General features: G+C 64.0%; 17 protein-coding genes. 8 read left to right on the forward strand and 9 right to left on the reverse strand.

Features of this window, described 5'->3' with window-relative positions:
* Window positions 1–49: 49 nt before the first annotated feature.
* Both hrcA and hemW read right to left on the reverse strand, forming a co-directional pair.
* Window positions 50–1,093, reverse strand: coding sequence for a heat-inducible transcriptional repressor HrcA (gene hrcA, locus JGU71_RS25700; RefSeq protein WP_199707711.1), 1,044 nt, complete (start codon window positions 1,091–1,093; stop codon window positions 50–52).
* Between the two features lie 105 nt (window positions 1,094–1,198).
* Window positions 1,199–2,389, reverse strand: coding sequence for a radical SAM family heme chaperone HemW (gene hemW / locus JGU71_RS25705; protein ID WP_199707712.1), 1,191 nt, complete (start codon window positions 2,387–2,389; stop codon window positions 1,199–1,201).
* Between the two features lie 393 nt (window positions 2,390–2,782).
* On the opposite strand from hemW, the gene JGU71_RS25710 reads away from it, so the two are divergent.
* The 6 genes from JGU71_RS25710 to JGU71_RS25735 all read left to right on the forward strand — a co-directional run bounded on the left by JGU71_RS25710 (window position 2,783) and on the right by JGU71_RS25735 (window position 14,717).
* Window positions 2,783–4,588, forward strand: a complete 1,806-nt coding sequence (locus tag JGU71_RS25710) for a nitrite/sulfite reductase (protein WP_199707713.1) — start codon at window positions 2,783–2,785, stop codon at window positions 4,586–4,588.
* On the forward strand, window positions 4,585–5,289 hold the full coding sequence (locus tag JGU71_RS25715) for a phosphoadenylyl-sulfate reductase (protein WP_199707714.1): 705 nt from the start codon (window positions 4,585–4,587) through the stop codon (window positions 5,287–5,289). The genes JGU71_RS25710 and JGU71_RS25715 overlap by 4 nt, the downstream gene beginning before the upstream one ends.
* The gene (cysD, locus tag JGU71_RS25720; protein WP_199707715.1) at window positions 5,268–6,209 is read left to right on the forward strand and encodes a sulfate adenylyltransferase subunit CysD; all 942 of its coding nucleotides are present in this window, start codon (window positions 5,268–5,270) and stop codon (window positions 6,207–6,209) included. The genes JGU71_RS25715 and cysD overlap by 22 nt, the downstream gene beginning before the upstream one ends.
* A 2-nt stretch (window positions 6,210–6,211) precedes the next feature.
* Window positions 6,212–7,507: a sulfate adenylyltransferase subunit 1 gene (locus tag JGU71_RS25725; RefSeq protein ID WP_199707716.1), complete on the forward strand. Its 1,296-nt coding sequence runs from the start codon at window positions 6,212–6,214 to the stop codon at window positions 7,505–7,507.
* A gap of 6 nt (window positions 7,508–7,513) precedes the next feature.
* The gene (locus JGU71_RS25730) at window positions 7,514–8,269 is read left to right on the forward strand and encodes a sirohydrochlorin chelatase (protein WP_199707717.1); all 756 of its coding nucleotides are present in this window, start codon (window positions 7,514–7,516) and stop codon (window positions 8,267–8,269) included.
* A gap of 565 nt (window positions 8,270–8,834) precedes the next feature.
* Window positions 8,835–14,717, forward strand: coding sequence for a non-ribosomal peptide synthetase (locus tag JGU71_RS25735; RefSeq protein WP_233530110.1), 5,883 nt, complete (start codon window positions 8,835–8,837; stop codon window positions 14,715–14,717).
* A 91-nt stretch (window positions 14,718–14,808) separates the two neighbouring features.
* Here the strand turns inward: JGU71_RS25735 and JGU71_RS25740 are convergent, their stop codons facing one another.
* From JGU71_RS25740 to JGU71_RS30625, 5 genes are all read right to left on the reverse strand, one after another.
* Complete coding sequence (locus JGU71_RS25740) at window positions 14,809–15,858, reverse strand: sulfate/molybdate ABC transporter ATP-binding protein (protein ID WP_199707718.1); 1,050 nt, start codon at window positions 15,856–15,858, stop codon at window positions 14,809–14,811.
* Window positions 15,855–16,661: a sulfate ABC transporter permease subunit CysW gene (gene cysW / locus JGU71_RS25745; protein ID WP_199707720.1), complete on the reverse strand. Its 807-nt coding sequence runs from the start codon at window positions 16,659–16,661 to the stop codon at window positions 15,855–15,857. The genes JGU71_RS25740 and cysW overlap by 4 nt, the downstream gene beginning before the upstream one ends.
* Window positions 16,658–17,563 (reverse strand): sulfate ABC transporter permease subunit CysT, encoded by a 906-nt coding sequence (gene cysT, locus JGU71_RS25750; protein WP_372433236.1) that lies wholly within the window; start codon window positions 17,561–17,563, stop codon window positions 16,658–16,660. The genes cysW and cysT overlap by 4 nt, the downstream gene beginning before the upstream one ends.
* Window positions 17,564–17,599: 36 nt before the next feature.
* Window positions 17,600–18,631 (reverse strand): sulfate ABC transporter substrate-binding protein, encoded by a 1,032-nt coding sequence (locus tag JGU71_RS25755; RefSeq protein WP_199707721.1) that lies wholly within the window; start codon window positions 18,629–18,631, stop codon window positions 17,600–17,602.
* Window positions 18,632–18,820: 189 nt separating this feature from the next.
* A complete protein-coding gene (locus tag JGU71_RS30625; protein ID WP_372433229.1) occupies window positions 18,821–18,910 on the reverse strand; it encodes an Ms4533A family Cys-rich leader peptide in 90 nt (29 codons plus the stop codon).
* A 103-nt stretch (window positions 18,911–19,013) separates the two neighbouring features.
* Here JGU71_RS30625 and JGU71_RS25760 point away from each other — a divergent pair, with 103 nt between their 5' ends.
* On the forward strand, window positions 19,014–20,084 hold the full coding sequence (locus JGU71_RS25760; RefSeq protein ID WP_199707722.1) for a M48 family metallopeptidase: 1,071 nt from the start codon (window positions 19,014–19,016) through the stop codon (window positions 20,082–20,084).
* A 78-nt stretch (window positions 20,085–20,162) separates the two neighbouring features.
* Here the strand turns inward: JGU71_RS25760 and JGU71_RS25765 are convergent, their stop codons facing one another.
* Window positions 20,163–20,342, reverse strand: a complete 180-nt coding sequence (locus tag JGU71_RS25765) for a hypothetical protein (RefSeq protein WP_199707723.1) — start codon at window positions 20,340–20,342, stop codon at window positions 20,163–20,165.
* Between the two features lie 108 nt (window positions 20,343–20,450).
* Between JGU71_RS25765 and JGU71_RS25770 the strand changes: the two genes are divergently transcribed.
* Window positions 20,451–22,487, forward strand: a complete 2,037-nt coding sequence (locus JGU71_RS25770) for a glycoside hydrolase family 15 protein (RefSeq protein ID WP_199707724.1) — start codon at window positions 20,451–20,453, stop codon at window positions 22,485–22,487.
* Window positions 22,488–22,563: 76 nt separating this feature from the next.
* Here the strand turns inward: JGU71_RS25770 and JGU71_RS25775 are convergent, their stop codons facing one another.
* Window positions 22,564–22,998 carry a hypothetical protein gene (locus JGU71_RS25775; protein ID WP_199707725.1) on the reverse strand — a complete coding sequence of 145 codons (435 nt, stop codon included), beginning with the start codon at window positions 22,996–22,998 and terminating at the stop codon, window positions 22,564–22,566.
* Between the last annotated feature and the right edge of the window lie 187 nt (window positions 22,999–23,185).

The following is a 23,185-nucleotide window of genomic DNA, read 5'->3' on the forward strand; positions in this document are numbered from 1 at the left end:
TAAATCTCTCGTCCTGTCAAATGTTTCGAAATGTGCGCCCCGCCTGGACCTAACGCTCTGCCAGTACCTCTCCGATGTACCTGGCAACGGCGGAAACCTTTGCGATTGTTCCCGGATAGTCCATGCGTGTGGGTCCGAGTACCCCCATACCGCCGAGAACCGTACCTTGCGCGCCGTACCCGGTGGATACCACCGACGTGCCGCGCATCTGCTCGACCTGGGTTTCTTCGCCGATCTGGACGGTGATCGTTCCCGGCTGATGGGTCGCCGCAATGATCTTCAACACGACGACCTGCTCTTCGAGAGCCTCGAGGACAGCTCGCAACGAGCCGGGGAACCCGTTGACGCCGCTGAAGTCGGCAGCGTTGCGGGTCAGGTTGGCGGTACCGCCGAGAACCAGCCGCTCGTCCTGGTGCTCGACGAGGGTTTCGACAAGGACGGTCGCGGCGCGCACGACGACGTTGCGAAGGTTCGGTGGCGCGTTTTCGGCGAGTTCGGCGACCGCACTGGACGCCGCGGCGAGTCGCTTGCCTTCGAGTGCAGCACCGAGCAGCGCACGCAGTTCGGACAGTTCGACGTCGTTGATCACGTCGCCGAGTTCGACGATGCGCTGATCGACGCGACCGCTGTCGGTGATCAGGACCAGCAGCAGCTTTGCGGGCGTCAGGGCGACGACCTCGAGGTGGCGGACCGACGACGCCGACAGCGACGGGTACTGCACGACCGCGACCTGCCTGGTCAGCTGGGCGAGCAGGCGAACGCCGCGCCGAAGGACATCGTCGAGGTCGACGCCGGACTCCAGGAATTCGAGTATCGCTCGACGCTCGACCGAGGACAGCGGCTTGATCTCGGAAATCCGGTCGACGAACTGGCGATAGCCCTTGTCGGTCGGCACGCGGCCGGAACTGGTGTGCGGCTGCGTGATGTAGCCCTCGGCTTCCAGCACAGCCATGTCGTTGCGGACGGTCGCGCTCGAGACGCCGAGGTTGTGTCGTTCGACGAGCACCTTCGACCCGACGGGCTCCTTCGTTGCGACGTAGTCGGCGACGATCGCGCGAAGGACTTCGAAGCGCCTGTCCTCTGTTCCTGACATCGATTCCACCTCCACACGTATGTCGTCCCAGCTTAGGGCCTTCGGGGTCGTGCGCACTTTCGGCTGGCGGGACCACCGAAAAGACTCACGAGGCGCGGAGCGCCATCAGCGCAAAATCGACCTGATCACGCCGTCCGCGAGCAGCCGACCGCGGTCGGTGAGGACGAAGGTGTCGTCCACCTGGGTCAGCAGTCCGTCTGCGACGACGACCTCCGCCGCACGACGCTCGTCGGCATCGAGCACATCGAGTGGCAAACCCGAACGCAGCCGCGTCGTGAGCATCACCCGTTCCATGTGGCTCTCGTCGGGGGTCAGTTGCTCGACGCCGCCGACCGGAAGGGTCCCTGTCGCAAGCGAATCGGCGTAGCGGGCCGGGTGCTTCACGTTCCACCACCGCACGCCGCCGACGTGGCTGTGCGCGCCGGGTCCGGCTCCCCACCAATCGCCACCGTCCCAGTAGCCGAGGTTGTGCCGGCAGCGGGCTGCGTCGTTCGCGGCCCAGTTCGACACCTCGTACCACTCGAGACCCGCCGCCGAGAGCACGGCATCGATGCGCTCGTAACGCTGCGCGAAGACGTCGTCGTCGGGCATCGGCAGCTCGCCGCGACGAACCTTGCGCGCCAGAGCGGTGCCGTCTTCGACGATCAACGCGTAGGCGGAGACGTGGTCGACGCCCGCGGACAGGACCGCGTCGAGGGATGCGTCCAAATCTTCCGGTCGTTCGCCTGGTGTCCCGTAGATGAGGTCGAGGTTGACGTGGTCGAACCCGGCGGCCTTCGCTTCACCGACCGCGGCGACTGCACGGCCCGGGGTGTGGGTGCGATCGAGCACGGCGAGCACATGTTGCGCGGCGGACTGCATGCCGAGGGAAAGCCGGGTGTAACCAACATCACGTATGCCAGCGAAGAACTCTTGCGACGTCGACTCGGGATTGGATTCCGTCGTCACTTCCGCGTCGGCAGCGAGCCCGAACGCACCGCGAACCGCGTCGAGGACGTCGGCCAATCCAGCGGCACCCAACAGCGACGGGGTGCCGCCGCCGACGAAAACCGTGTCGGCAGCAGGCGCAGACCCGAGCGTTTCGGCTGCGAGGTCGAGTTCGCGCCGCAACCCTTCGAGCCAACTCGCGGGCGAGGCCGAGGTGCCGAGTTCGCCTGCGGTGTAAGTGTTGAAGTCGCAGTAGCCGCAGCGCGTCGCGCAGAACGGCACGTGGACATACACGCCGAACGGGCGTGAGCCGACACCCGCGATTGCGGCCGCTGGCAGCTCGAGGCCGAAGGTCGATGTAGTAGTCACTCCCCTATTGTCGCCGCAGTTCGACCGACCGGACGCCGTGTGCCGTGCTGCTGACTCTCCTGGGCACAGTGCGGGCACCGCATCCACCGCGCGCAGGGTATTGACGTGGCATTTCCCCCGAATTCGAGGGGAATGTGCCGCTGATGGTCGGTTTCGAGGTTCTGACATGGCAGAATGGCCGTATGACCGGACCCGGAGTGCGACTTGTGGCGCGTCGCCACGTCGACCTCAAGCGTGTCTGCAGCTCGTGTTGTCTGGCCTCGACCACTCGTTAGACCAGCCCGAGAAACTCGTTTCATCCAAGACTTTCCGCTGGCTGCGGTTCTCTGACAGGCGCGACCAGCCCTCGCGTTCCTACCGCACCACGCGACCTCGAATTTGCAGGAGCGATCTATGACGTCGAGTGCCCCGGAGACGGACGACACCCAAAAGCCGGCACCAGCGCATCACACCCGACCGGACAAGCCTGCGTCCGAGCGCCGCGTCAGGGCAGACCGCCCTCGCGCCGCGGCAGCACCTGCCAGTCCCCGTGAGCGTTCGGCCCGACCGGTCCGCCGCAAAGCCGAAGCGCAGTGGGCGCTCGGCTACCGCGAGCCGCAGAATGCCAACGAGCAGGCCAAGAAGGACGATCACCCGCTCAACGTGCGCGCCCGCATCGAGAACATCTATTCGAAGAACGGGTTCGACAGCATCGACAAAGCCGACCTGCGCGGCCGCATGCGCTGGTGGGGCCTCTACACCCAGCGGGAGCAGGGGTACGACGGCACCTGGACCGGCGACGAGAACATCGACCTGCTCGAAGCCAAGTACTTCATGATGCGGATCCGCTGCGACGCAGGCGCGCTGAACGTCGAGCAGTTGCGCACGCTCGGCCAGATTTCGGTCGACTTCGGTCGCGACACCGCTGATCTGTCCGATCGCGAAAACGTGCAGTACCACTGGATCGAGATCGAGAACGTCCCCGAGATCTGGCGCCGGATAGAAAGTGTCGGTCTGCAGACCACACAGGCGTGCGGTGACTGCCCCCGCGTCGTCCTCGGCTCCCCGCTCGCGGGCGAATCGCTCACCGAGGTGCTCGACCCGACTCCGGCGATCGACGAGATCGTGCGCCGGTTCATCGGCAGGAAGGAACTGTCGAACCTGCCACGCAAGTTCAAGACGGCGATCTCCGGACAGCAGGACGTCGTACACGAGATCAACGACGTCGCGTTCATCGGTGTCGTGCACCCCGAGCACGGACCCGGACTCGACATGTGGGTCGGCGGTGGACTGTCGGTCAACCCGATGATGGCCCAGCGTGTCGGTGCGTGGATCCCGCTCGACGAAGTGCCCGATGTCTGGGAAGCGGTCGTTCGCCTGTTCCGCGACTACGGCTACCGCCGCCTCCGCGCGAAAGCCCGCTTGAAGTTCCTGATCAAGGACTGGGGCATCGAGAAGTTCCGGGAAGTGCTCGAGACCGAATATTTGAACCGCAAGCTCATCGACGGTCCGGCGCCGGAGGCACCGAAGCAGCCGATCGATCACGTCGGTATCCAGCGCCTCAAGAACGGGCTCAACTCGGTCGGCGTTGCGCCGATCGCAGGCCGGGTGTCCGGCACTCGATTGCTCGCCGTCGCAGACGCAGCCGAGCGCGCTGGATCGGACCGAATCCGGTTCACGCCGTATCAGAAGCTGATCATCCTCGACGTCGCAGACGACAAGCTCGAACAGTTGCTCACCGACCTCGATGCCATCGACCTGCCTGCTCGGCCGTCGCGGTGGCGCCAGAACCTGATGGCGTGCAGCGGAATCGAGTTCTGCAAGCTGTCGTTCGCCGAAACCCGGAAGCGCTCACAGGTTTTGGTGCCCGAACTCGAGCAGCGCCTCGCCGACCTGAACACCGAACTCGACGTGCCGGTGACGATCAACATCAACGGTTGCCCGAACTCGTGCGCCCGCAGCCAGATCGCGGACATCGGCTTCAAGGGTCAACTCGTGGACGACGGCACCGGGAATCATGTCGAGGGCTTCCAGGTTCATCTAGGGGGCAGCCTCGGCTTCGACAGCGCCTTCGGTCGAAAGCTACGGCAGCACAAGGTGACTTCACTCGAAATGGGCGACTTCATCGATCGTGTGGTTCGAAACTTCATCAAACATCGCAACGAAGGCGAGCGGTTCGCGGAGTGGGCCGTACGAGCTGAAGAGGCTGATCTCCGATGAGTACAAAGCTTGCGGAAAAAGACCTGCGCGCACTGGTCGACAAGGGCGCTGCCGAACTCGACGGTGCCTCGGCACTCGAGCTGCTGCAGTGGACCGAAGACAATTTCGGTGACGACTTCATCGTCGCGTCCAACATGCAGGACGGCGTCCTCGTGCACCTGGCAACGCAGGTGCACCCCGGCGTCGACGTCCTGTTCCTAGAGACCGGCTACCACTTCGCGGAAACCATCGGGACCCGCGATGCGGTCGAGGCCGTCTACGGCGTGAACGTCATCAACGCGCAGGCGAAAGACAGTGTGGCCGAACAGGATCGTCTGCTCGGCAAGGACTTGTTCGCACGCGAGCCCGGTGAATGCTGCCGGTTGCGCAAGGTCGTTCCACTGCAGAACACGCTGAAGAACTACAGCGCGTGGGTTACCGGTATCCGTCGTGTCGAAGCACCGACGCGAGCCAACGCCCCTTTGATTTCTTTCGACGACGCCTTCGGTCTGGTCAAGATCAACCCGATCGCGGCGTGGGACGACGACGAGATGCAGACCTACATCGAGACACATGGGATTCTCGTCAATCCGCTTGTCGAAGAAGGGTATCCGTCCATCGGATGCGCTCCGTGCACCGCTAAGCCCGCCCCGGGCGCCGATCCGCGAAGCGGCCGTTGGGCCGGCCTCGCCAAGACCGAATGTGGGCTTCACGCATCATGACCGCACAAATTCGTACCCTCGCAAATCCCGAGTACGACACCTTGACGGCACTCGAGTCCGAGTCGATCCACATTTTTCGTGAGGTCGCAGGCGAATTCGAGCGTCCCGTCATCCTGTTCTCGGGCGGCAAGGACTCCACCGTTCTGCTGCACCTTGCACTGAAGGCGTTCTGGCCTGCACCGCTGCCGTTCTCGCTGCTGCACGTCGACACCGGGCACAACCTGCCCGAGGTGCTCGACTTCCGCGACGAGATCGTCGAGCGGTACGGCTTGCGTCTGCACGTCGCGAAGGTCGAGGACTACCTCGCCGACGGCCGCCTGACCGAGCGTCCCGACGGGATCCGCAACCCGTTGCAGACGGTGCCCCTCCTCGATGCGATCGCCGAGCACCGCTTCGACGCCGTCTTCGGAGGCGGCCGCCGCGACGAGGAGCGCTCACGCGCGAAGGAGCGAATCTTCTCGCTGCGCAACGGTTTCGGGCAGTGGGACCCCAAGCGTCAGCGTCCCGAGCTGTGGAACCTCTACAACGGCAAGCATGCACCCGGTGAGCACGTGCGGGTGTTCCCGTTGAGCAACTGGACCGAACTCGACATCTGGCGCTACATCGCTCGCGACGACATCGCGCTCGCAAGCATCTACTACGCCCATCAGCGTCCGGTGTACCAGCGCGACGGCATGTGGATGACACCAGGATCGTGGGGCGGTCCAGCCGACAACGAACTGCTGGAAACGCTTTCGGTGCGTTACCGCACCGTCGGGGATGGATCGTCGACCGGCGCAATCCTGTCCGACGCGACCGACAACCAAGCGATTCTTGCCGAAGTGGCGGCGTCGCGTTTGACAGAGCGCGGTGCTACTCGCGGCGACGACCGAGTGTCGGAAGCCGCCATGGAAGACCGCAAACGTGAGGGCTATTTCTGATCATGAGCGACCTTTTGAGACTTGCGACCGCAGGCAGCGTCGACGACGGTAAATCCACCCTCGTCGGTCGGCTGCTGTACGACACGAAATCGGTTCTCGCAGACCAGATCGATGCGGTGACCCGCGCGTCCGTCGACAAGGGTCTCGCGACGCCGGACCTGTCACTGCTCGTCGACGGCCTCCGCGCCGAGCGCGAGCAGGGCATCACCATCGACGTTGCCTACCGCTACTTCGCAACACCGACCCGATCGTTCGTCCTCGCGGATACGCCGGGTCACGTGCAGTACACCCGCAACACGGTGTCCGGCGCCTCGACAGCGCAGCTCGTGATCCTGCTCGTCGACGCGCGTAAGGGCGTCATCGAACAAACCCGTCGCCACGCCGCTGTTCTTGCTCTGCTCGGTGTTCCGAAACTTGTTCTCGCAGTCAACAAAATCGATCTGGTCGACGATCCGGCTGCAGTGTTCGCCGAGATCTCGTCGGAGTTCAATTCGCTGACCTCGACCTTGGGTTGGGCGACCGAAGACGTCACGGAGATTCCGGTATCGGCGCTGCACGGTGACAACATCGCGTCGCGCTCTAGCAACACCCCGTACTACGACGGTCCCTCGTTGATCGAGCATCTCGAATCGGTCCCCGTCGATGCCGACAGCGCTGGGCGCCACTCGATCGGCCTGCGCTTTCCCGTGCAGTACGTGATCCGGCCGCGGACCGCCGACTACCCCGACTACCGCGGCTACGCAGGCCAGGTTGCGGCAGGAACAGTTGCTCCCGGCGACGAGGTCGTCGTACTGCCATCGGGCATTAGGACGACGGTCGAGCGGATCGATACCGCAGACGGCGAGCTGCCGCTCGCGCAGGCGGGTCGCAGCGTGACCCTCGTCCTCGCCGACGACGTCGACATCTCACGTGGCGACACCATCGCCTCCCCCGTCGACGCACCGGAACCGCTCGCCGATTTCGACGCGACCGTGTGCTGGCTCGCCGAGAAGCCGCTTCGTCCCGGCGCTCGTCTGTTACTCAAGCACGGAACGCGCACGACGCAGGCCATTGTCGGCACTCTGGTCGAACGCTTCGACGAGCAGAAGCTCGTCGCTGCGCCGAGCCCGGAGACTTTGGAGCTCAACGACATCGGCCGGATCTCGATACGCGTCGCCGAGCCTCTCGTTGCCGACGACTACGGCGTCAACCGGCACACCGGCAGCTTCCTGCTGATCGACCCGGCAGGAGGAAACACCCTCGCTGCGGGCCTCGTCGGTGATGTGCTCAGCGCCGTCGAGGTCGGCGACAAAGTTTGAGCCACGATGTCTGACGCGACGGTCCCGCTCATTGCGGTTGCTCATGGGAGCCGCGATCCTCGGTCCGCGGCGACGATGTCCGCGGTCGTCGCGCAGCTTCGGACCACGCGACCGGACCTCGACGCCAGGCTGTGCTTCCTCGATCTGAATGCGCCGTCCGTCGACCGATCTATCGATGCAGTCGCCGCCGACGGGCACACCGGCGCGGTCGTAGTGCCCCTGCTGCTCGGCAGTGCTTTTCATGCCCGAGTCGATCTCCCCGCGCTCGTTGCCGCGGCACATTCGCGGCATCCGCAACTTCGGTTGGCGCAGGCGGACGTGCTCGGTGCCGACCCGCGCTTGGTGTCGGCGCTGCGCGCGCGTGTTCTCGACACCGGCCTCACCGAGGACGACGACAAGCTCGGGGTCGTTGTCGCTGCCGTTGGGTCGTCCTCGGCTGCAGCGAATCGTCGAACCGAAGCGCTCGCCCGTGACCTCGTGACGGGCACACGGTGGGCCGCCGAGACCGGTTTCGCCACCTCCTCCGATGACCGGTCCGTGGCAGCAGCAGCGCACCGGCTGCGGACTCGAGGGGCACGCCATATCGTCGTCGCGCCGTGGTTCCTGGCTCACGGCCTGCTCACCGACCGCGTGGAGTCGGCCTTGCGTGGCACGCCGATGACCGAGCCGATCGGCTCGCATTCGAAACTGATCGAGGTTGTCGTCGACCGCTACGAGCACGCTGCCGCGCGGTTGAACAGGAAATTTTCGCTCTCTGCGTGATTGTTGGACATCCGACCTATCGATGCGGAAACGATTCGGTTTTGGACCACCTCCGACTCACGCCTATGCGCAATTAGCAAGAGAAACAAACCACAGGTACGTGTTGGCGTCCTTTACCGCACGCCAGTACTTCAATGTACGAAATTGCATTACGGCGCAGTCGGCACACACGCAATAATAGAAACTCCGATAATTTTTCCTGCCATAATCAAGCGGGCAAACCTCGGCAATCGACTAACCAACCGACTTTCGATCCGCATGCCGTTTCTCCGTCCAGAATCGAGAACTGTTGCATAGCAATCTGTTTAGCCTCCTACACGTGCCGAGACGGTAGGTCGAGAACCTACTTCGAATACTACCCAGTGCTGGTAAGACAACCTTCGTTATTCAATTACCGGACCCACAAAAACGAGCGATGTTTAGCGACGGCATAAATGAGGTAAATTCCCCAACGACCAGATCTGTGCCCATATTCAGACAAAGCCACTCGACGTTCAACGATGACGTAGTCGATCGATGCCCGACACATAGGTCGACACATTTGCCAGCAACAGGAGTGACATCTATGACGCTCGAACCCGGGGCCGCTTCAGCGCACCACACGCCAACCCCTCCCATGGAGGGGCCACGTCGACGTGAAAACGCAGGCGGACGCCGCCCGAGGCCTGTCCGTCGCGGTCGCACCCGTACCGTCACCCTGCCGCAACTGCTTGCATCCGCTGTCGAAACAGATCCAGCAGCAATCGCGCTCTCTATGGCGGGGCGCAACGTCTCCTACGCCGAACTCGATCGCTGGTCTTCGCGTCTCGCTCGTGTCCTCATCGAGCGTGGGGTCGGGCCCGAGAACCTCGTTGCGATCGGCATCCCGCGGTCGATCGAATCCGTCGTCGCGGTGTGGGCCGTGGCCAAGTCGGGCGCCGGATTTGTACCGGTCGACCCGAACTACCCGGCCGAGCGGGTCGCGCACATGGTCGAAGATTCCCGCGTCCGCGTCGGTGTGACCGTCGAGGCGAGCCTCGACTCACTGCCTGCCGGTGTCGGCTGGCTGGTTCTCGACGACCCGGCGTTGGAAGCAGAACTGGCAACCATGTCGGCCGAAGCCGTCTCCTACAGCGACCGACTCGCGCCGCTTCGTGCCGAGCATCCCGCGTACGTCATCTACACCTCGGGTTCGACCGGTAAGCCGAAAGGCGTCACCGTCACGCACGCGGGTCTTGCGACGTTCTGCGACGAGCAGCGCGAACGCTACGGCGTCACGGCTGCCGACCGAACCCTGCACTTCGCGTCACCGTCCTTCGACGCCTCGATGTTGGAACTCCTCCTCGCGGTCGGCGCCGGCGCGACGATGATCATCGTCGGGACCGACGTCTACGGCGGCACCGAACTCGCCGACCTGCTACGTCGGGAACGAGTGACCCACGCATTCATCACACCTGCGGCACTGGCGTCGGTGGACCCGACCGGCCTGGACGACCTCCGAGTCGTCATCGCGGGCGGCGAAGCGTGCCCACCGGAACTCGTCGCACGCTGGTCGGTCCCGATCGGCGCGCAGGCGACGCCGGCGGACAACAAACCAAGGGCCTTCCACAACGGCTACGGACCCACCGAGACCACGATCATGAGCAACATCAGCAGTCCGCTGCGCCCCGGCGAGGCGATCACGATCGGATCCGCCATCAGGGAGATGCGAGCGAGCGTTCTCGATGCTCGCCTGCATCCGGTGCCGGTCGGCGTCGCGGGCGAGCTGTACCTGTCGGGGGTTCAGCTCGCTCGCGGTTACCACGCACGACCGGGACTCACCGCGCAGCGGTTCGTCGCCAATCCGTTCGGCAACCCCGGTGACCGTCTGTACCGCACCGGCGACATCGTGCGGCAGACCGAATCGGGCGAACTCGAATACCTCGGACGCAACGACCATCAGGTCAAGGTGCGCGGCTTCCGGATCGAACTCGGCGAGATCGATACCGCACTCACCGCCCATCCCAGTGTGCAATTCGCCGTCACACGCGCGTGGGCACAGCAGGACCGTGCCGACAGTGCGGTCGGCGCAACAATTCTCGCGTCGTACGTACTTGCCTCCGATGGCGCCGAAGTCGACCCGGCCAAGTTGGCAGATTTCGTCGCTCGCACGCTTCCTGCCCATATGGTCCCCGCAGCGATCTTGGTCCTCGACAGCATTCCGCTGACGCCGGTCGGGAAACTCGATCGAACTGCCTTGCCCCGACCGGCATTCGAGCAGCGCAGGTACCACGCCCCGCAGTCACCGCTCGAGGAACTTGTCGCGACGATCTTCGGCCAGGTACTCGGCAGCGACCGGGTCGGGCGCGACGACGACTTCTTCGAACTCGGCGGCAACTCCCTCAACGCAACACAGGTTGCGACCAGGCTGGGGTCTGCGCTCGGCACCTCCATTCCCGCACGTGTGCTGTTCGAAGCACCGACCGTGACGGCGATGGCAGCAGCGGTCGCACCGCTGAAGTCCGGCGGGACACCACAGCTGACCGCCCGCACGAGGCCCGACCGCCTGCCACTTTCCTATGCGCAGCAACGGTATTGGTTCCTGAACCAGTTCGACACAGCATCGGCGGTCGACAACATCCCGATCGCGTTGCGCATCACCGGCCAACTGGACATCGAGGCATTCCGGGCTGCCGTTGCCGACGTGGTCGCGCGCCACGAATCGCTCCGCACCTACTATCCCGGTGACGACTCCGGTCCCTACCAGGTCATAGTGCCTGCGGCAGAAGCTGTTCCGACGATCGAGGTCGAAGATGTTCCGGAAGCCGACCTGACAGCCCGGTTGCTCACGGTCGCAGGGCACAGCTTCGACGTGTCGATGCACATACCGCTGCAGGTCAACGTGTTTCGCGTCGGTGCAGATCATGTCGCCGCATTCGTCGTGCATCACATCGCCGCCGACGGCTCGTCGATCGCCCCGTTCGCGAACGACCTCGCGGTCGCATACGCCTTCCGGGCGCAGAACACGGCCCCGCAGTGGACGCCGCTGAGCATTCAGTACGCGGACTACGCACTCTGGCAACGAGAAGCTCTCGGAGCAGACGACGATCCCGATTCGCTGACCACCCGGCAGATCGAGTACTGGAAGTCCGCGCTCGCGGACCTGCCGCAACAGCTCGACCTGCCGTCCGATCGACCGCGCGGGACCAGGCAATCGTTCCGCGGAGCAGCCGTTCGGTTCTCGTTGGACGACGAGCTACACCGGCAACTACTCACGCTCGCAAAGGGTTCGGGCGCAACCCTCTTCATGGTTATGCATTCGGCCTTCGCCGTTCTGCTTGCGCGGATGTCCGGCGTCGACGACGTTGCGGTAGGCACACCCATCGCAGGTCGTGGCGAAGAAGCGCTCGACGAGCTGATCGGCATGTTCGTCAACACCCTGGTTCTGCGGACCGTCGTCGACGGGGGTGAGAGTTTCGACGATCTCCTCGCACGGGTTCGAGAAACCGATCTCCAGGCATATGCCCACGCCGACGTTCCGTTCGAGCGACTCGTCGAGGCACTCAAGCCGGCTCGAAGCACCAACCGCAATCCGCTGTATCAGATCGGCTTCTCGTTCCAGAACTTCGCTGTGAAGAGCGTCGAACTCCCCGGTCTTGCGGTCGCGCCGATCGACCTCGATGCACATCTCGCGAAGACGGACCTGCAACTCACCGTCGCCGACCTGCACGACGCGGCCGGCGAACCCAGTTCCATCGAACTCGAATTCTCCTACGCCACAGACCTGTTCGACGAGAGCACAGTCGTCGAGTTCGGCGAACGCTACCGACGTATTCTCGCAGCGGTAGTGGCCGACGCCGGCGCACCGGTCGGGCACATCGACCTCATGGACGACACCGAACGCCACCGCTCGCTGGTCGAATGGAACAGCACCGAACGTGCGACCGATCGCTCGGCGACGCTGGTCACACTGTTGGACGATCAGGTTGCGGCAACACCGAATGCTGTTGCGGTGGTGGCGGATACCGTCGATGCAGAACCGCGAACGCTCACCTACTCCGAACTCGATCGCAAGGTCAATTCACTCGCCAGATATCTCATCGAGATCGGCGTCGGCCCGGAGTCGACCGTCGGCCTCGCGCTCGGCCGCGGCGAGGAACTCGTCGTCGCCATGTACGCCGTGACCAAAGCAGGTGGCGCGTACGTCCCACTCGCCACCGACCAGCCGCGCCAACGAATCGACTACCAGCTCGCAACCGTCGAACCGGTCTGCGTGCTCACCACCTCGGCCGACGACTTCGCTCCCCCGAGCGGGATTCGTACGGTCCTCCTCGATCTACTCGACACCTCGGCCTACGCCGACAGCCCCGTCCTCGACGTCGACCGCATCGGCACGCTCGGACCGGAATCCCTTGCCTACGTGGTGTTCACGTCGGGGTCGACAGGTCGACCCAAGGGCGTCGCGATCTCCCACGGAGCAATCGTCAACCAGTTGCAGTGGAAGCGCGCGGAGTACGAACTCGACTCCTCCGATGCGGTTCTCGTCAAAACCGCTGCCACCTTCGATCTTTCGGTGTGGGAATACTGGTCCGCGATCACCTCGGGTGGCCGGATGGTGCTCGCAGCCCAAGGGATGCAACGGGATCCGTCCTACCTCAACGCGGTGATCGATCGTCACCACATCACCGTGCTGCATGCCGTACCCACCATGCTCGACGCATTGCTGATCGACTCCGACGGCCTGCTCTCCTCGTCGCTGCGCAACGTCCTCGTCATCGGCGAAACGATGCCTGCCGCTCTCGCGCAACGCTTCCGGGCGCGCAACGACGGAACCCTCGTCAACCTGTACGGACCGACCGAAGCCGCGGTGTCGGTCACTTCGCACATCGTGTCGGACACCGACGACACCGCCGTTCCGATCGGCGCTCCCGAGTGGAACACCCAGGTGTTCGTCCTCGACTCGCGGCTCAATCCCGTTCCGGCAGGCGTCGCGGGCGAGCTCTACCTCGGCGGTAGCCAGCTCGCGCGCGGCTACTACGGCCGCCCGTTCCTGACCGCGGAACGGTACGTCGCAAACCCCTACGGACCTGCAGGCAGTCGCCTGTATCGGACCGGCGACGTCGTATCGTGGTCGAGCGCAGGCGAACTGGAATACGTCGGTCGCTCGGACTGCCAGGTGAAGGTGCACGGATTCCGCATCGAGCTCGGCGAGATCGAACAGACGTTGCTGCGCTTGACAGACGTGGCGCAGGTCGCCGTCGTCACCCACCACACGGAGCGTTCGGGCGATCAGCTCGTCGGGTACGTCGTGCCGACAGCGGGCTCGAGCATCGAGGCGTCAGGCCTGCGGTCGCGGCTCGCACGTGAACTCCCGCCGCACATGGTGCCGTCCGCATCGGTCATTCTCGACGAACTCCCGTTGACCGCACACGGCAAACTCGATCGCAACGCACTACCGGCGCCGGGTGTGCAGACGACGCCGTATCGCGCGCCGCAGACCCTCGTAGAGCAAACCGTCGCAGCGGTTTTCGCCGAACTGCTCGGTCGCGAGCAGGTCGGTCTCGACGACGACTTCTTCGAACTCGGCGGGCACTCGCTGTTGGCCGCTCAGGCGCGCCGGCGGCTCAGCCGCGCCCTCGGGACCGAAGTCGCGTTGCAGTGGTTCTTCAGCCACCGCACGGTCGGCGATCTTGCTGCGCGCGTCTGCGACTGGCAGGGTGCCGACGACGATGCCGCCATGCTTCGGATCGTCGTCCCGTTGGGACAGCCGTCGAACCGGCCACCGCTGTTCTGCATCCACCCGATCAGCGGACTCGCGTGGGCATACGCGGGCCTCGTTCCCTACGTGGGGCGAACCCACCAGGTCTACGGTCTGCAATCCCCCGCGATCCTCGAGGCCAGTGCGTCGACCACCTCGATCGACGCGCTCGCGGCTCGCTACGTCACCGAGATTCGACGCATCCAACCGCGTGGGCCCTATCAGCTGATGGGCTGGTCGCTCGGTGGTGTCATCGCACACGCGATCGCAGCCAAGCTGCAGGCCGCAGGTGCCGAGGTCGCATCGTTGACGTTGGTCGACTCGGTGCGGGAGACCGATCCCGAGGTCGTCCGCGCCGACGTCGCTGCCACGGCACGACAGTTCGGCGTCACCATCGAGCAGGCAGGGACCGACGTCGAGGAACTCGGCGGTCTCGAGTCCGGTCAGGTTCGACGGCTACTGAGTTGCGCGCTCGACTCCGCCGTGGCGATGGCCCATCACAGGCCCGCCCGTTTCGACGGCGATGTCACCTTCTTCAGCGCTGCCCGCGATCACCCGACCGCTGCCGACGCCGCTGCCACCTGGCAGCCGTACGTCGCAGGCCGCATCACCAACATCGACGTTCCCGTGCGGCACGGCGAAATGATGACACCGGCCGCGCTCGAAGTACTAGGCCCGGTCCTTGCCGACGCCTTGACAGCTGCCGTTGCCGCGCAGCGAGTCGTGGTCTGATACCGCGTCAGCTTTCGAGCTGACCTGCGAAATCGGGCCTGTGGTCGAGTAATTCGACTGCAGGCCCGATTGTCTACTCAGTCAGGAGTTGTCACTTCGACAGCGACAACGTTTCGTCGGGCGCCGAATCGCCGGCGGCGTCGGCTACCCGCTCTGGCAACTTCGGAATACGAGTCGCCCGTGCGTAGACCGTCTCGCCGTCGCGCAGACCCAAGGCCTCGCTGTCGCCGCGCGTCACCTGCGCGGAGAACAGATCGCCCGTCGCTTCGTTACGTAGCTCGACACGGACTTCGAATCCCAGATAGACGACTCGCTCGACCGTCGCACGGGTGACACCTGCCGAATGTTGCGTACCTTCGTGCTCGACCAGTGCCATGCTCGGATCCCGGCCGAGACGAATGTCGTGCGGACGGACCAGGTGCCCATTGAGCTTCGCGACCTCGCCGAGGAACGACATGACGAACTCGTTGGCGGGACGGTCGTAGAGGTCCTCCGGTGTGCCGACCTGTTCGATCCGCCCTTTGTTCAGCACGGCGATCCGGTCGGCGACGTCGAGCGCCTCCTGTTGATCGTGTGTAACCAGCACCGTGGTGACGTGCACTTCCTCGTGCAGTCGGCGCAGCCATGTCCTCAGGTCGGCTCGGACTTTCGCGTCGAGCGCACCGAACGGCTCGTCGAGCAGCAGGACCTGCGGATCGACGGCGAGCGCACGGGCCAGCGCCATCCGCTGCCGCTGTCCGCCTGAAAGCTGCGCTGGATAGCGGTGCTGAAATCCGGCCAGGCCGACGATCTTCAGCAGTTCGTCGACCCGCTTGTTGACCTCGTTCTTCGGGCGCTTGCGAATCTTGAGGCCGAAGGCCACGTTGTCGCGCACCGTCATGTGCTTGAACGCCGCGTAGTGCTGGAAGACGAAGCCGATGTCGCGCTTCTGCGGCGGCACCCGAGTGACGTCCTTGTCGGCGATGATCACGACACCGCTGTCGAGCGACTCGAGACCGGCGATCGAGCGCAACAGCGTCGACTTGCCGGAACCGGACGGTCCGAGCAGGGCGGTCAGCGAGCCGGACGGGATATCCAACGTCACGTCGTCGAGTGCCGCAAAGCTCCCGTAGTGCTTGTTCGCACCGGTAACGGTGATCATTTGGTACTCCTCTTGCGGTCCAAGGCGGTCATCGCCAACAGCACTATCAACGCGATTCCCATCAGCAACGTCGCCGCCGAGTAGGCGCCGAAGGTGTTGTGGTCGTCGATGTAGCGCGAGTGCACGAGCAACGTCAACGTTTGCGAGACGCCGGGGAAGCCCGACGACACCATGATGACAGCGCCGAACTCACCCAGCGAGCGTGCGACGGTCAGCACGACGCCGTAGGTCAGGCCCCACCGAATGGCGGGCAGGGTGATACGCCAGAAGGTCTGCCAGGTATTGGCACCGAGCGTTGCCGCTGCCTGCTCCTGATCGTCGCCGATCTCGTGCAGGACCGGTTCGACCTCGCGAACGACGAACGGCAACGTGACGAAGATCGTCGCGATCACCATTCCTGGCAAGCCGAAGATCACCTTGAACCCGAGGCTTTCGATGCCTCCGAACCAGCCGTTCACACCCCACAGCAGGATCAGCGATACGCCGACGACGATGGGCGACACTGCGAACGGCAGGTCGACGATCCCCTGCACGATTCCTCGCCCTGGGAATCGACCGCGGACGAGCGCCAACGCCGTCACGATCCCGAAGACGACGTTGATCGGAACGACGATCGCCACGATCAGCAGCGACAGGTTGAACGCGGAAATGGCGGCAGGCGTGCTGATCGAGTCGATGAACGCACCGATACCGCGCTCGAACGTCCGAAACAGGATCAGGCCGATCGGCAACAGCAGCAGGATGAACAGATATCCGAGCGCGATGACGCGCATCGTGATGCGAGATTTCGTGGAGATGTTCACGGTGCCGCCTGTTCTTTCCGAAGGCTCCGCTCGGCGAACACCCGCAGCAGCAACAGTGTGACGAATGCGACCGCGAGCAACGCGACCGATTCAGCAGCGGCGTTCAACGGTCGGTCGATCTCGATCTGCTGCTGAATGTGCTGCGACGTCACCTGGGTCAGTCGCGGGATGTTGCCACCGATCAGGACAACCGATCCGTACTCGCCGATAGCGCGCGCAAACGCGAGACCGGCGCCGCTGATGATGGCAGGCGCCAAGGTCGGCAACAGCACCTTGCGGAAGGTCGTCCAGTTGTCGGCGCCGAGCGACGCCGCCGCCTCTTCGACTTCCCGGTCGGCTTCGATCAGCACGGGCTGGACGGACCGAACGACGAAGGGCAGCGTCACGAAGGTCAATGCGACGACAAGACCGGGCTTGGTCGCATTCAGATGAATGTCGATCGGACTTTCCGGACCGTAGAGCGAAAGCAGCACGATGCTCGCCACGATCGTCGGCAGCGCGAACGGTAAGTCGATGAGCGCGTTGACAATTCGCTTACCCGGGAACTCGTCGCGCACCAGCACCCAAGCGATGAGTGTGCCCATCACGACGTTGATCAGCGCCACGACGATCGAGACACCGATCGTGACCCGCAGCGCAGCAAGAGCGACGGGAGCGGTGACCGCGTCCCAGAATCCGCCGATGCCCTCTTCGAACGACGTCACCGTCAACGCCGCGAGCGGCAACAGGACGATGACGCTGAGCCACAACATCGCGACCGCGATGCCGAGGGGTCCGACGGTGCCGGTCACCTTGAACAAGACGCGGCGCGGTTTCCCGCCGCCGGGTGACCCGGGAGATTTGATGACGGCGGGGCCGGAGCCCGGCGCGTTCGCGCCGGACTCCGTCGCCGTTCGATCGATGTTTGTCACAGCTGATCCCGTGCTACAGCCGACCGACTACTTCGTCGCCGCGTCGTAGATCACGGCGATCGAACCGGTGTCCTTGGCGAACAGCTCCGTGTCGACCGTCTTCCAGCCACCGAGATCGGCGATCGTCCAGAGCTTCTCCGGGGTCGGGAAGTCTGCGGCGAATTCTTCCGCGACGGCCGGATCGACCGGGCGGAATCCTGCCTGTGCCCACGCCTGCTGGCCTTCCTTGGTGTAGAGGAAGTCCTTGAACGCCTTGGCCTTTTCGAGGTTCTTGCTGGTCTTGATGACAGCGACCGGATTCTCGATCTTGAAGGTCGTTGCCGGCGTCACGTGCTCGACGGGATCGCCGTTGCGCTCGGCGAAAAGTGCTTCGTTCTCGTAGCTGAGCAGCACGTCGCCCGTCCCCTGCAGGAACGTCTCGGTCGCTTCACGACCCGACTTCGGCTGCACCTTGACGTGCTCGCCGACCAGCTTGGACAGGTAGTCCAGGCCTGCCTGCGGGTTCTTGCCACCTTCGCTCTTGTCCGCGTACGGGGCGAGCAGGTTCCACTTGGCCGAGCCCGAGCTGAACGGGTTCGGGGTGACCACCTCGAGGCCGGGCTGCAGCAGGTCGTCCCACGTCTTGATGTTCTTCGGGTTGCCCTTGCGAACGACGATCGTCACAACCGATCCGAACGGAACACCCTTGTTGGCGTCTTCGTTCCAATTCGCCTCGACGAGCCCTGCGTCGACGAGCCTGGTGACGTCGGGTTCGACCGAGAAGTTCACGACGTCCGCCTCGGCGCCGTCCTTCACCTTGCGGGACTGGTCCCCGGAGGCACCGTAGGACTGCTGGAACGTCACGTTCTTGCCCTCTTCGGTGGCGTTGAAGGCCGGGATGACCTTGTCGAAGCCAACCTTCGGCACCGCGTAGGCGAAGAGGTTGATGGTGCCACCGCTGCCGTCGCCCGAACCACCGTCGGCGCCGACCGTGTCACTGGCACCGCCGCTGCACGCAGTGAGGGCGACCGCACCGATCGTTGCCAGAGCGGTAGCGAAGTAACGAGAACTGCGTCTCATGGAAATTGAGCCTTTCATAGCCGTTTCGTTGGAGCCGAATTCATTGGAGCTGATTCAAAAAGGACTGGTGTGCGAAGTGCCCCGAACGGGCACGGCGCAGGTTGCCGCACATGTGCGCACGCAAAACTGGGCGAAGTCAGAGCAGGCGCGGGAATGGATTCACCGGCCGAGGCGCGCGACGCGGAAGGGTCAGCGACAGTCGACGTCAGCGACTGCAAGCATGCCGATAGCGATCAACGCCAAACGATGGCGGACCTTACCTACGACGTCAGCAGACACGCGGCAGACTTTAGCAGAGCACGGTCGACGCCTCGAATCGACGAGCTAGGCTGGGATTCGGTGCATGCCGGGGTATGTCGGGGGTCACAACGACGGGGGAAACATGGCTGAGAGTCCTGATCGGACGCGGACGCGGTTGCCGGGAATCAGCTCGCGCGCGTGGGAGCATCCCGCGGATCGGACCGCGTTGGTGACGCTGAGGTCGCTTTCGGGTTTCGACACCGTCCTCAAAACCCTGTCCGGGTTGTTCAGGGAGCGTCAGCATCGCCTGATGTATCTGGCGACGTCGGTTCGAGTCGATGCTCGGCAATTCAGAAGCATCCACGACCTGCGTGAAGACTGTGTCTCGATACTGGACGCGAGCACGACACCGGAATTTTTCGTACTGCAAGACCCGCAGCCGAATGCGTTCACCATCGGGATGGACACGCCGTTCGTCGTGCTCACGACCGGGATGATCGACCTGATGGACTACGAGGAGCTTCGGTTCGTCGTCGGTCACGAACTGGGCCATGCCCTTTCGGGGCATGCCGTTTACCGGACCGTCCTGCTTCACCTGATGCGCCTTGCAGGCAGTATCGGGTGGATGCCGGTGGGCGGCTGGGCTTTACGCGCCATCGTGGCAGCGCTGATGGAGTGGAGTCGCAAGTCCGAGCTGTCAGGCGACCGCGCCGGTCTGCTCTGCAGCCAGGATCCCGACGCTGCTATCCGTGTCCAGATGAAACTTGCGGGCGGACCACGGCTCGCATCGATGAACACAGTCGCATTCCTGGAACAGGCCGCCGAATACGAGGCGTCCGGCGATCTGCGCGACGGCGTCCTCAAACTGCTCAATCTCGAGCTGCAGACCCACCCGTTCTCGGTGTTGCGGGCAGCTGAATTGCGGAAGTGGGTGAAGAGCGGCGAATACCGCCGCATTCTCGAGGGCGACTACCCACTGCGAGCCGACGACAAGTCAGCCTCGATCGGCGACGAGATTCGTGGTGCGGCGCGCAGCTACAAGGAGTCGTTCGATCAGTCGGAAGACCCGCTGATCCGCACGGTCCGCGACGTCGGTCGCGATTTCGGCACAGCAGCTCAGACGGTCGGCGACGGTATCAACGACGTCGTGTCGAACATCTCGAGCAAGCTAGCCGACTGGCGCGTCAATCGGGATCGTAACGACGACAACTGAGCTATCGCGTCAACAGCCAGGCGACTATCACCAGAAGCAAAAGGGCCATCAGGGCCAAGGTCACACGTGAGCGCGGCATCACTGATCCGAGCCACGGCCGAGGACACGGAGCAGAGCGTCGAGCCCACGATCCAGTCCGGTTGCGATTGCCAAGGCCAGCGGAACAGTCAACACCATCACCAAGATGAACTGCGGGATGAAGGGCAACCCCGCAATCCACAGTTCGAATTCGTCCCACCAACCAGCAATACGATCCACGCCGTCAGCCTATCGTTCACCGCACCCGGCACCGACCGCACCGACTTTTAACGACGTGTAAACGCGTTTCGCGCCAGGCGACGGACATCCGTCGGCGATGATGTGCGAATGGCGCCAACAGACGAGCCCTCCGAGACCGAATCCCTGGCTCATCCGGGTGATTTGTCCCTTTCCGTAGGTAGCAACGGTGCTGCGGCCAGCGGCCTGGAATCCGAGGGCAAGGCACTTGCTCTCATTCCGCCGCACCGCAGTACATTCCCGCCGATCGACGACTACGCGTTCCTGTCCGACTGCGAAGTCACCTGCTTGATCGCGCGCAACGGCGCTGTCGAGTGGATGTGTGTGCCACGCCCGGACTCCCCCAGCGTCTTCGGTGCCGTGCTCGACCGCAGCGCAGGACATTTCCGGATCGGGCCGTACGGGCAGAACGTGCCTGCGGCCCGCCGGTATCTGCCCGGCGGTCTGATCGTCGAGACGACGTGGCAGACCGAGACCGGCTGGCTGATCGTTCGTGACGCGCTCGTCCTCGGTCCCTGGCACAACACCGACGAACGATCGAAGACGCACAAGCGCACACCGATGGACTGGGATGCCGAACACATCCTGCTGCGCACGGTGAAGTGCGTGAGCGGTGTCGTCGAACTCGAGATGAGCTGCGAGCCTGCTTTCGACTACCACCGACTGCCCGCCAACTGGGAGTACACCGGCAAGGTCTACGAAGAAGCGACTGCAACCTGCGAAGTGAGCGCGGAAGGCGATCACCCGACGTTGCGTTTGACGACGGACCTTCGCATCGGTCTGGAAGGCCGCGAAGCCCGCGCCCGCACCCGCATGGTGGAAGGCGATAACGTCTACGTCGCATTGTCGTGGTCCGACCTGCCTGCGCCGCAGTCTTTCGCGGAAGCAGAAAAGAAGATGTGGCAGACGGCCGAGTGTTGGCGACAGTGGATCACCATCGGCCGGTTCCCCGATCACCCGTGGCGCGGTTATCTGCAACGCAGCGCTCTCACCCTCAAGGGCCTCACCTACGCCCCAACCGGCGCCCTGCTCGCCGCTTCGACGACCTCGTTGCCCGAAACCCCGGGCGGCGAACGTAACTGGGACTACAGATACGCGTGGGTCCGCGATTCGACCTTCGCTCTGTGGGGTCTCTACACCCTCGGCCTCGACCGCGAGGCCAACGACTTCTTCGCCTTCATCTCCGACGTCAGCCAGGGCAGCAACGGCGACCTCAACCCGCTGCAGGTCATGTACGGCGTCGGCGGCGAACGGACGCTCCACGAAGAGGAGCTAGGTCATCTGTCCGGATACGACGGCGCCAAGCCCGTCCGGATAGGAAACGGTGCCTTCGACCAGGAACAGCACGACATCTGGGGAACCATGCTCGACTCGGTGTACCTGCACGTGCGGTCGAAGGAACAGGTGCCGGAGACCCTGTGGCCATTGCTCAAGCGTCAGGTCGAAGAAGCTGTCAAGCATTGGCGCGAACCCGACCGCGGTATCTGGGAGGTCCGCGGCGAACCGCAGCACTTCACGTCGTCGAAAGTCATGTGCTGGGTAGCACTGGATCGTGGCGCCAAGTTGGCCGTACTCCATGGTGAGAAGAAGTACGCCGAGCAATGGGCGGAACTGGCCGAGGAGATCAAAGCCGACATCCTCGAAAACGGCGTCGACTCCCGCGGAGTCTTCACCCAGTCCTACGGCAGCGAATCCCTCGACGCATCGTTGCTGCTCGTACCGCTGCTTCGATTCCTGCCCGCGACCGACAAACGAGTCAGAGCGACGGTTATCGCAATCGCCGACGAACTGACCGAGGACGGACTCGTTCTGCGCTACCGAGTCGAGACGACAGACGACGGACTATCCGGCGAAGAGGGCACGTTCACGATCTGCTCGTTCTGGCTGGTATCCGCACTGGTCGAGATCGGTGAACTCGACAGAGCGAGACGACTCTGCGAGCGATTGCTCGGTTACGCAAGTCCGCTCAAGCTCTACGCGGAAGAGATCGACACCAAGACAGGCCGTCATCTCGGCAACTTCCCGCAGGCCTTCACACACCTGGCGCTCATCAACGCTGTTGTGCACGTGATTCGGGCCGAGGAAGCCGACCGGAGTGGCCAGTTCAAGCCTGCGCACTCGACGTAGGCGTTCGAAACAAGCAGTGGCGGCGCCCATCGGGCGCCGCCACTGTTCTTCGTTTGTGGAAGTCGGGTTGAACCGGTCAGCCTGCGAGGAGGTGGACCTCTGCGAGTTCGACCTGCGGCGCTGGTGGCAGCGGCGAACCGATGATCTTCATACGGAGCGAGTGGCGGAACTCGGTGAGCACGCCGACCGCGCGGTCGAGTTGCTCACGCGCAACGAACGCCGGCGTCAACATCCACTCGACAAGGTCGACCATCCGCTGCACCGACTCGACGACAGCGTGAACTTCACGCCGCGTGTTGCCGATACCGGCAACCTCACGACGGCAATCGACGATCAGCTGGTCGAGACGATCGGGGGTGACGTCGAGACGGTCGACGATATCGGCGATGTCGTCGAGAATCTGGGTCGCGGTTGTCGCAAGACCATCGGCCTGCATGATCGCCGAGTCTGCGTGGATTGCTGCCTTCGTCAGTCGACGTAGCCGACCAGGCGTTCCGGTATCTGTCACCACGTGGGAACAGCTCCTCACCCATGCTTGAAAGCGATCATTTGCCAGGTCAATGCTCAGCGATGGATCAACCGCTGCAGCCGACCGCTGCATGGGCCGAAACCTGCTGCGTGACCGGCATATACAACCCGGGCACTGGTTCCGCCCGGATGGTATGCCGAGACAACATAACGCGCCTCGGACACCGATC

The sequence above is a fragment of the Antrihabitans stalagmiti genome (genome assembly GCF_016482825.1).
Taxonomy (GTDB): Bacteria; Actinomycetota; Actinomycetes; order Mycobacteriales; family Mycobacteriaceae; genus Antrihabitans; species Antrihabitans stalagmiti.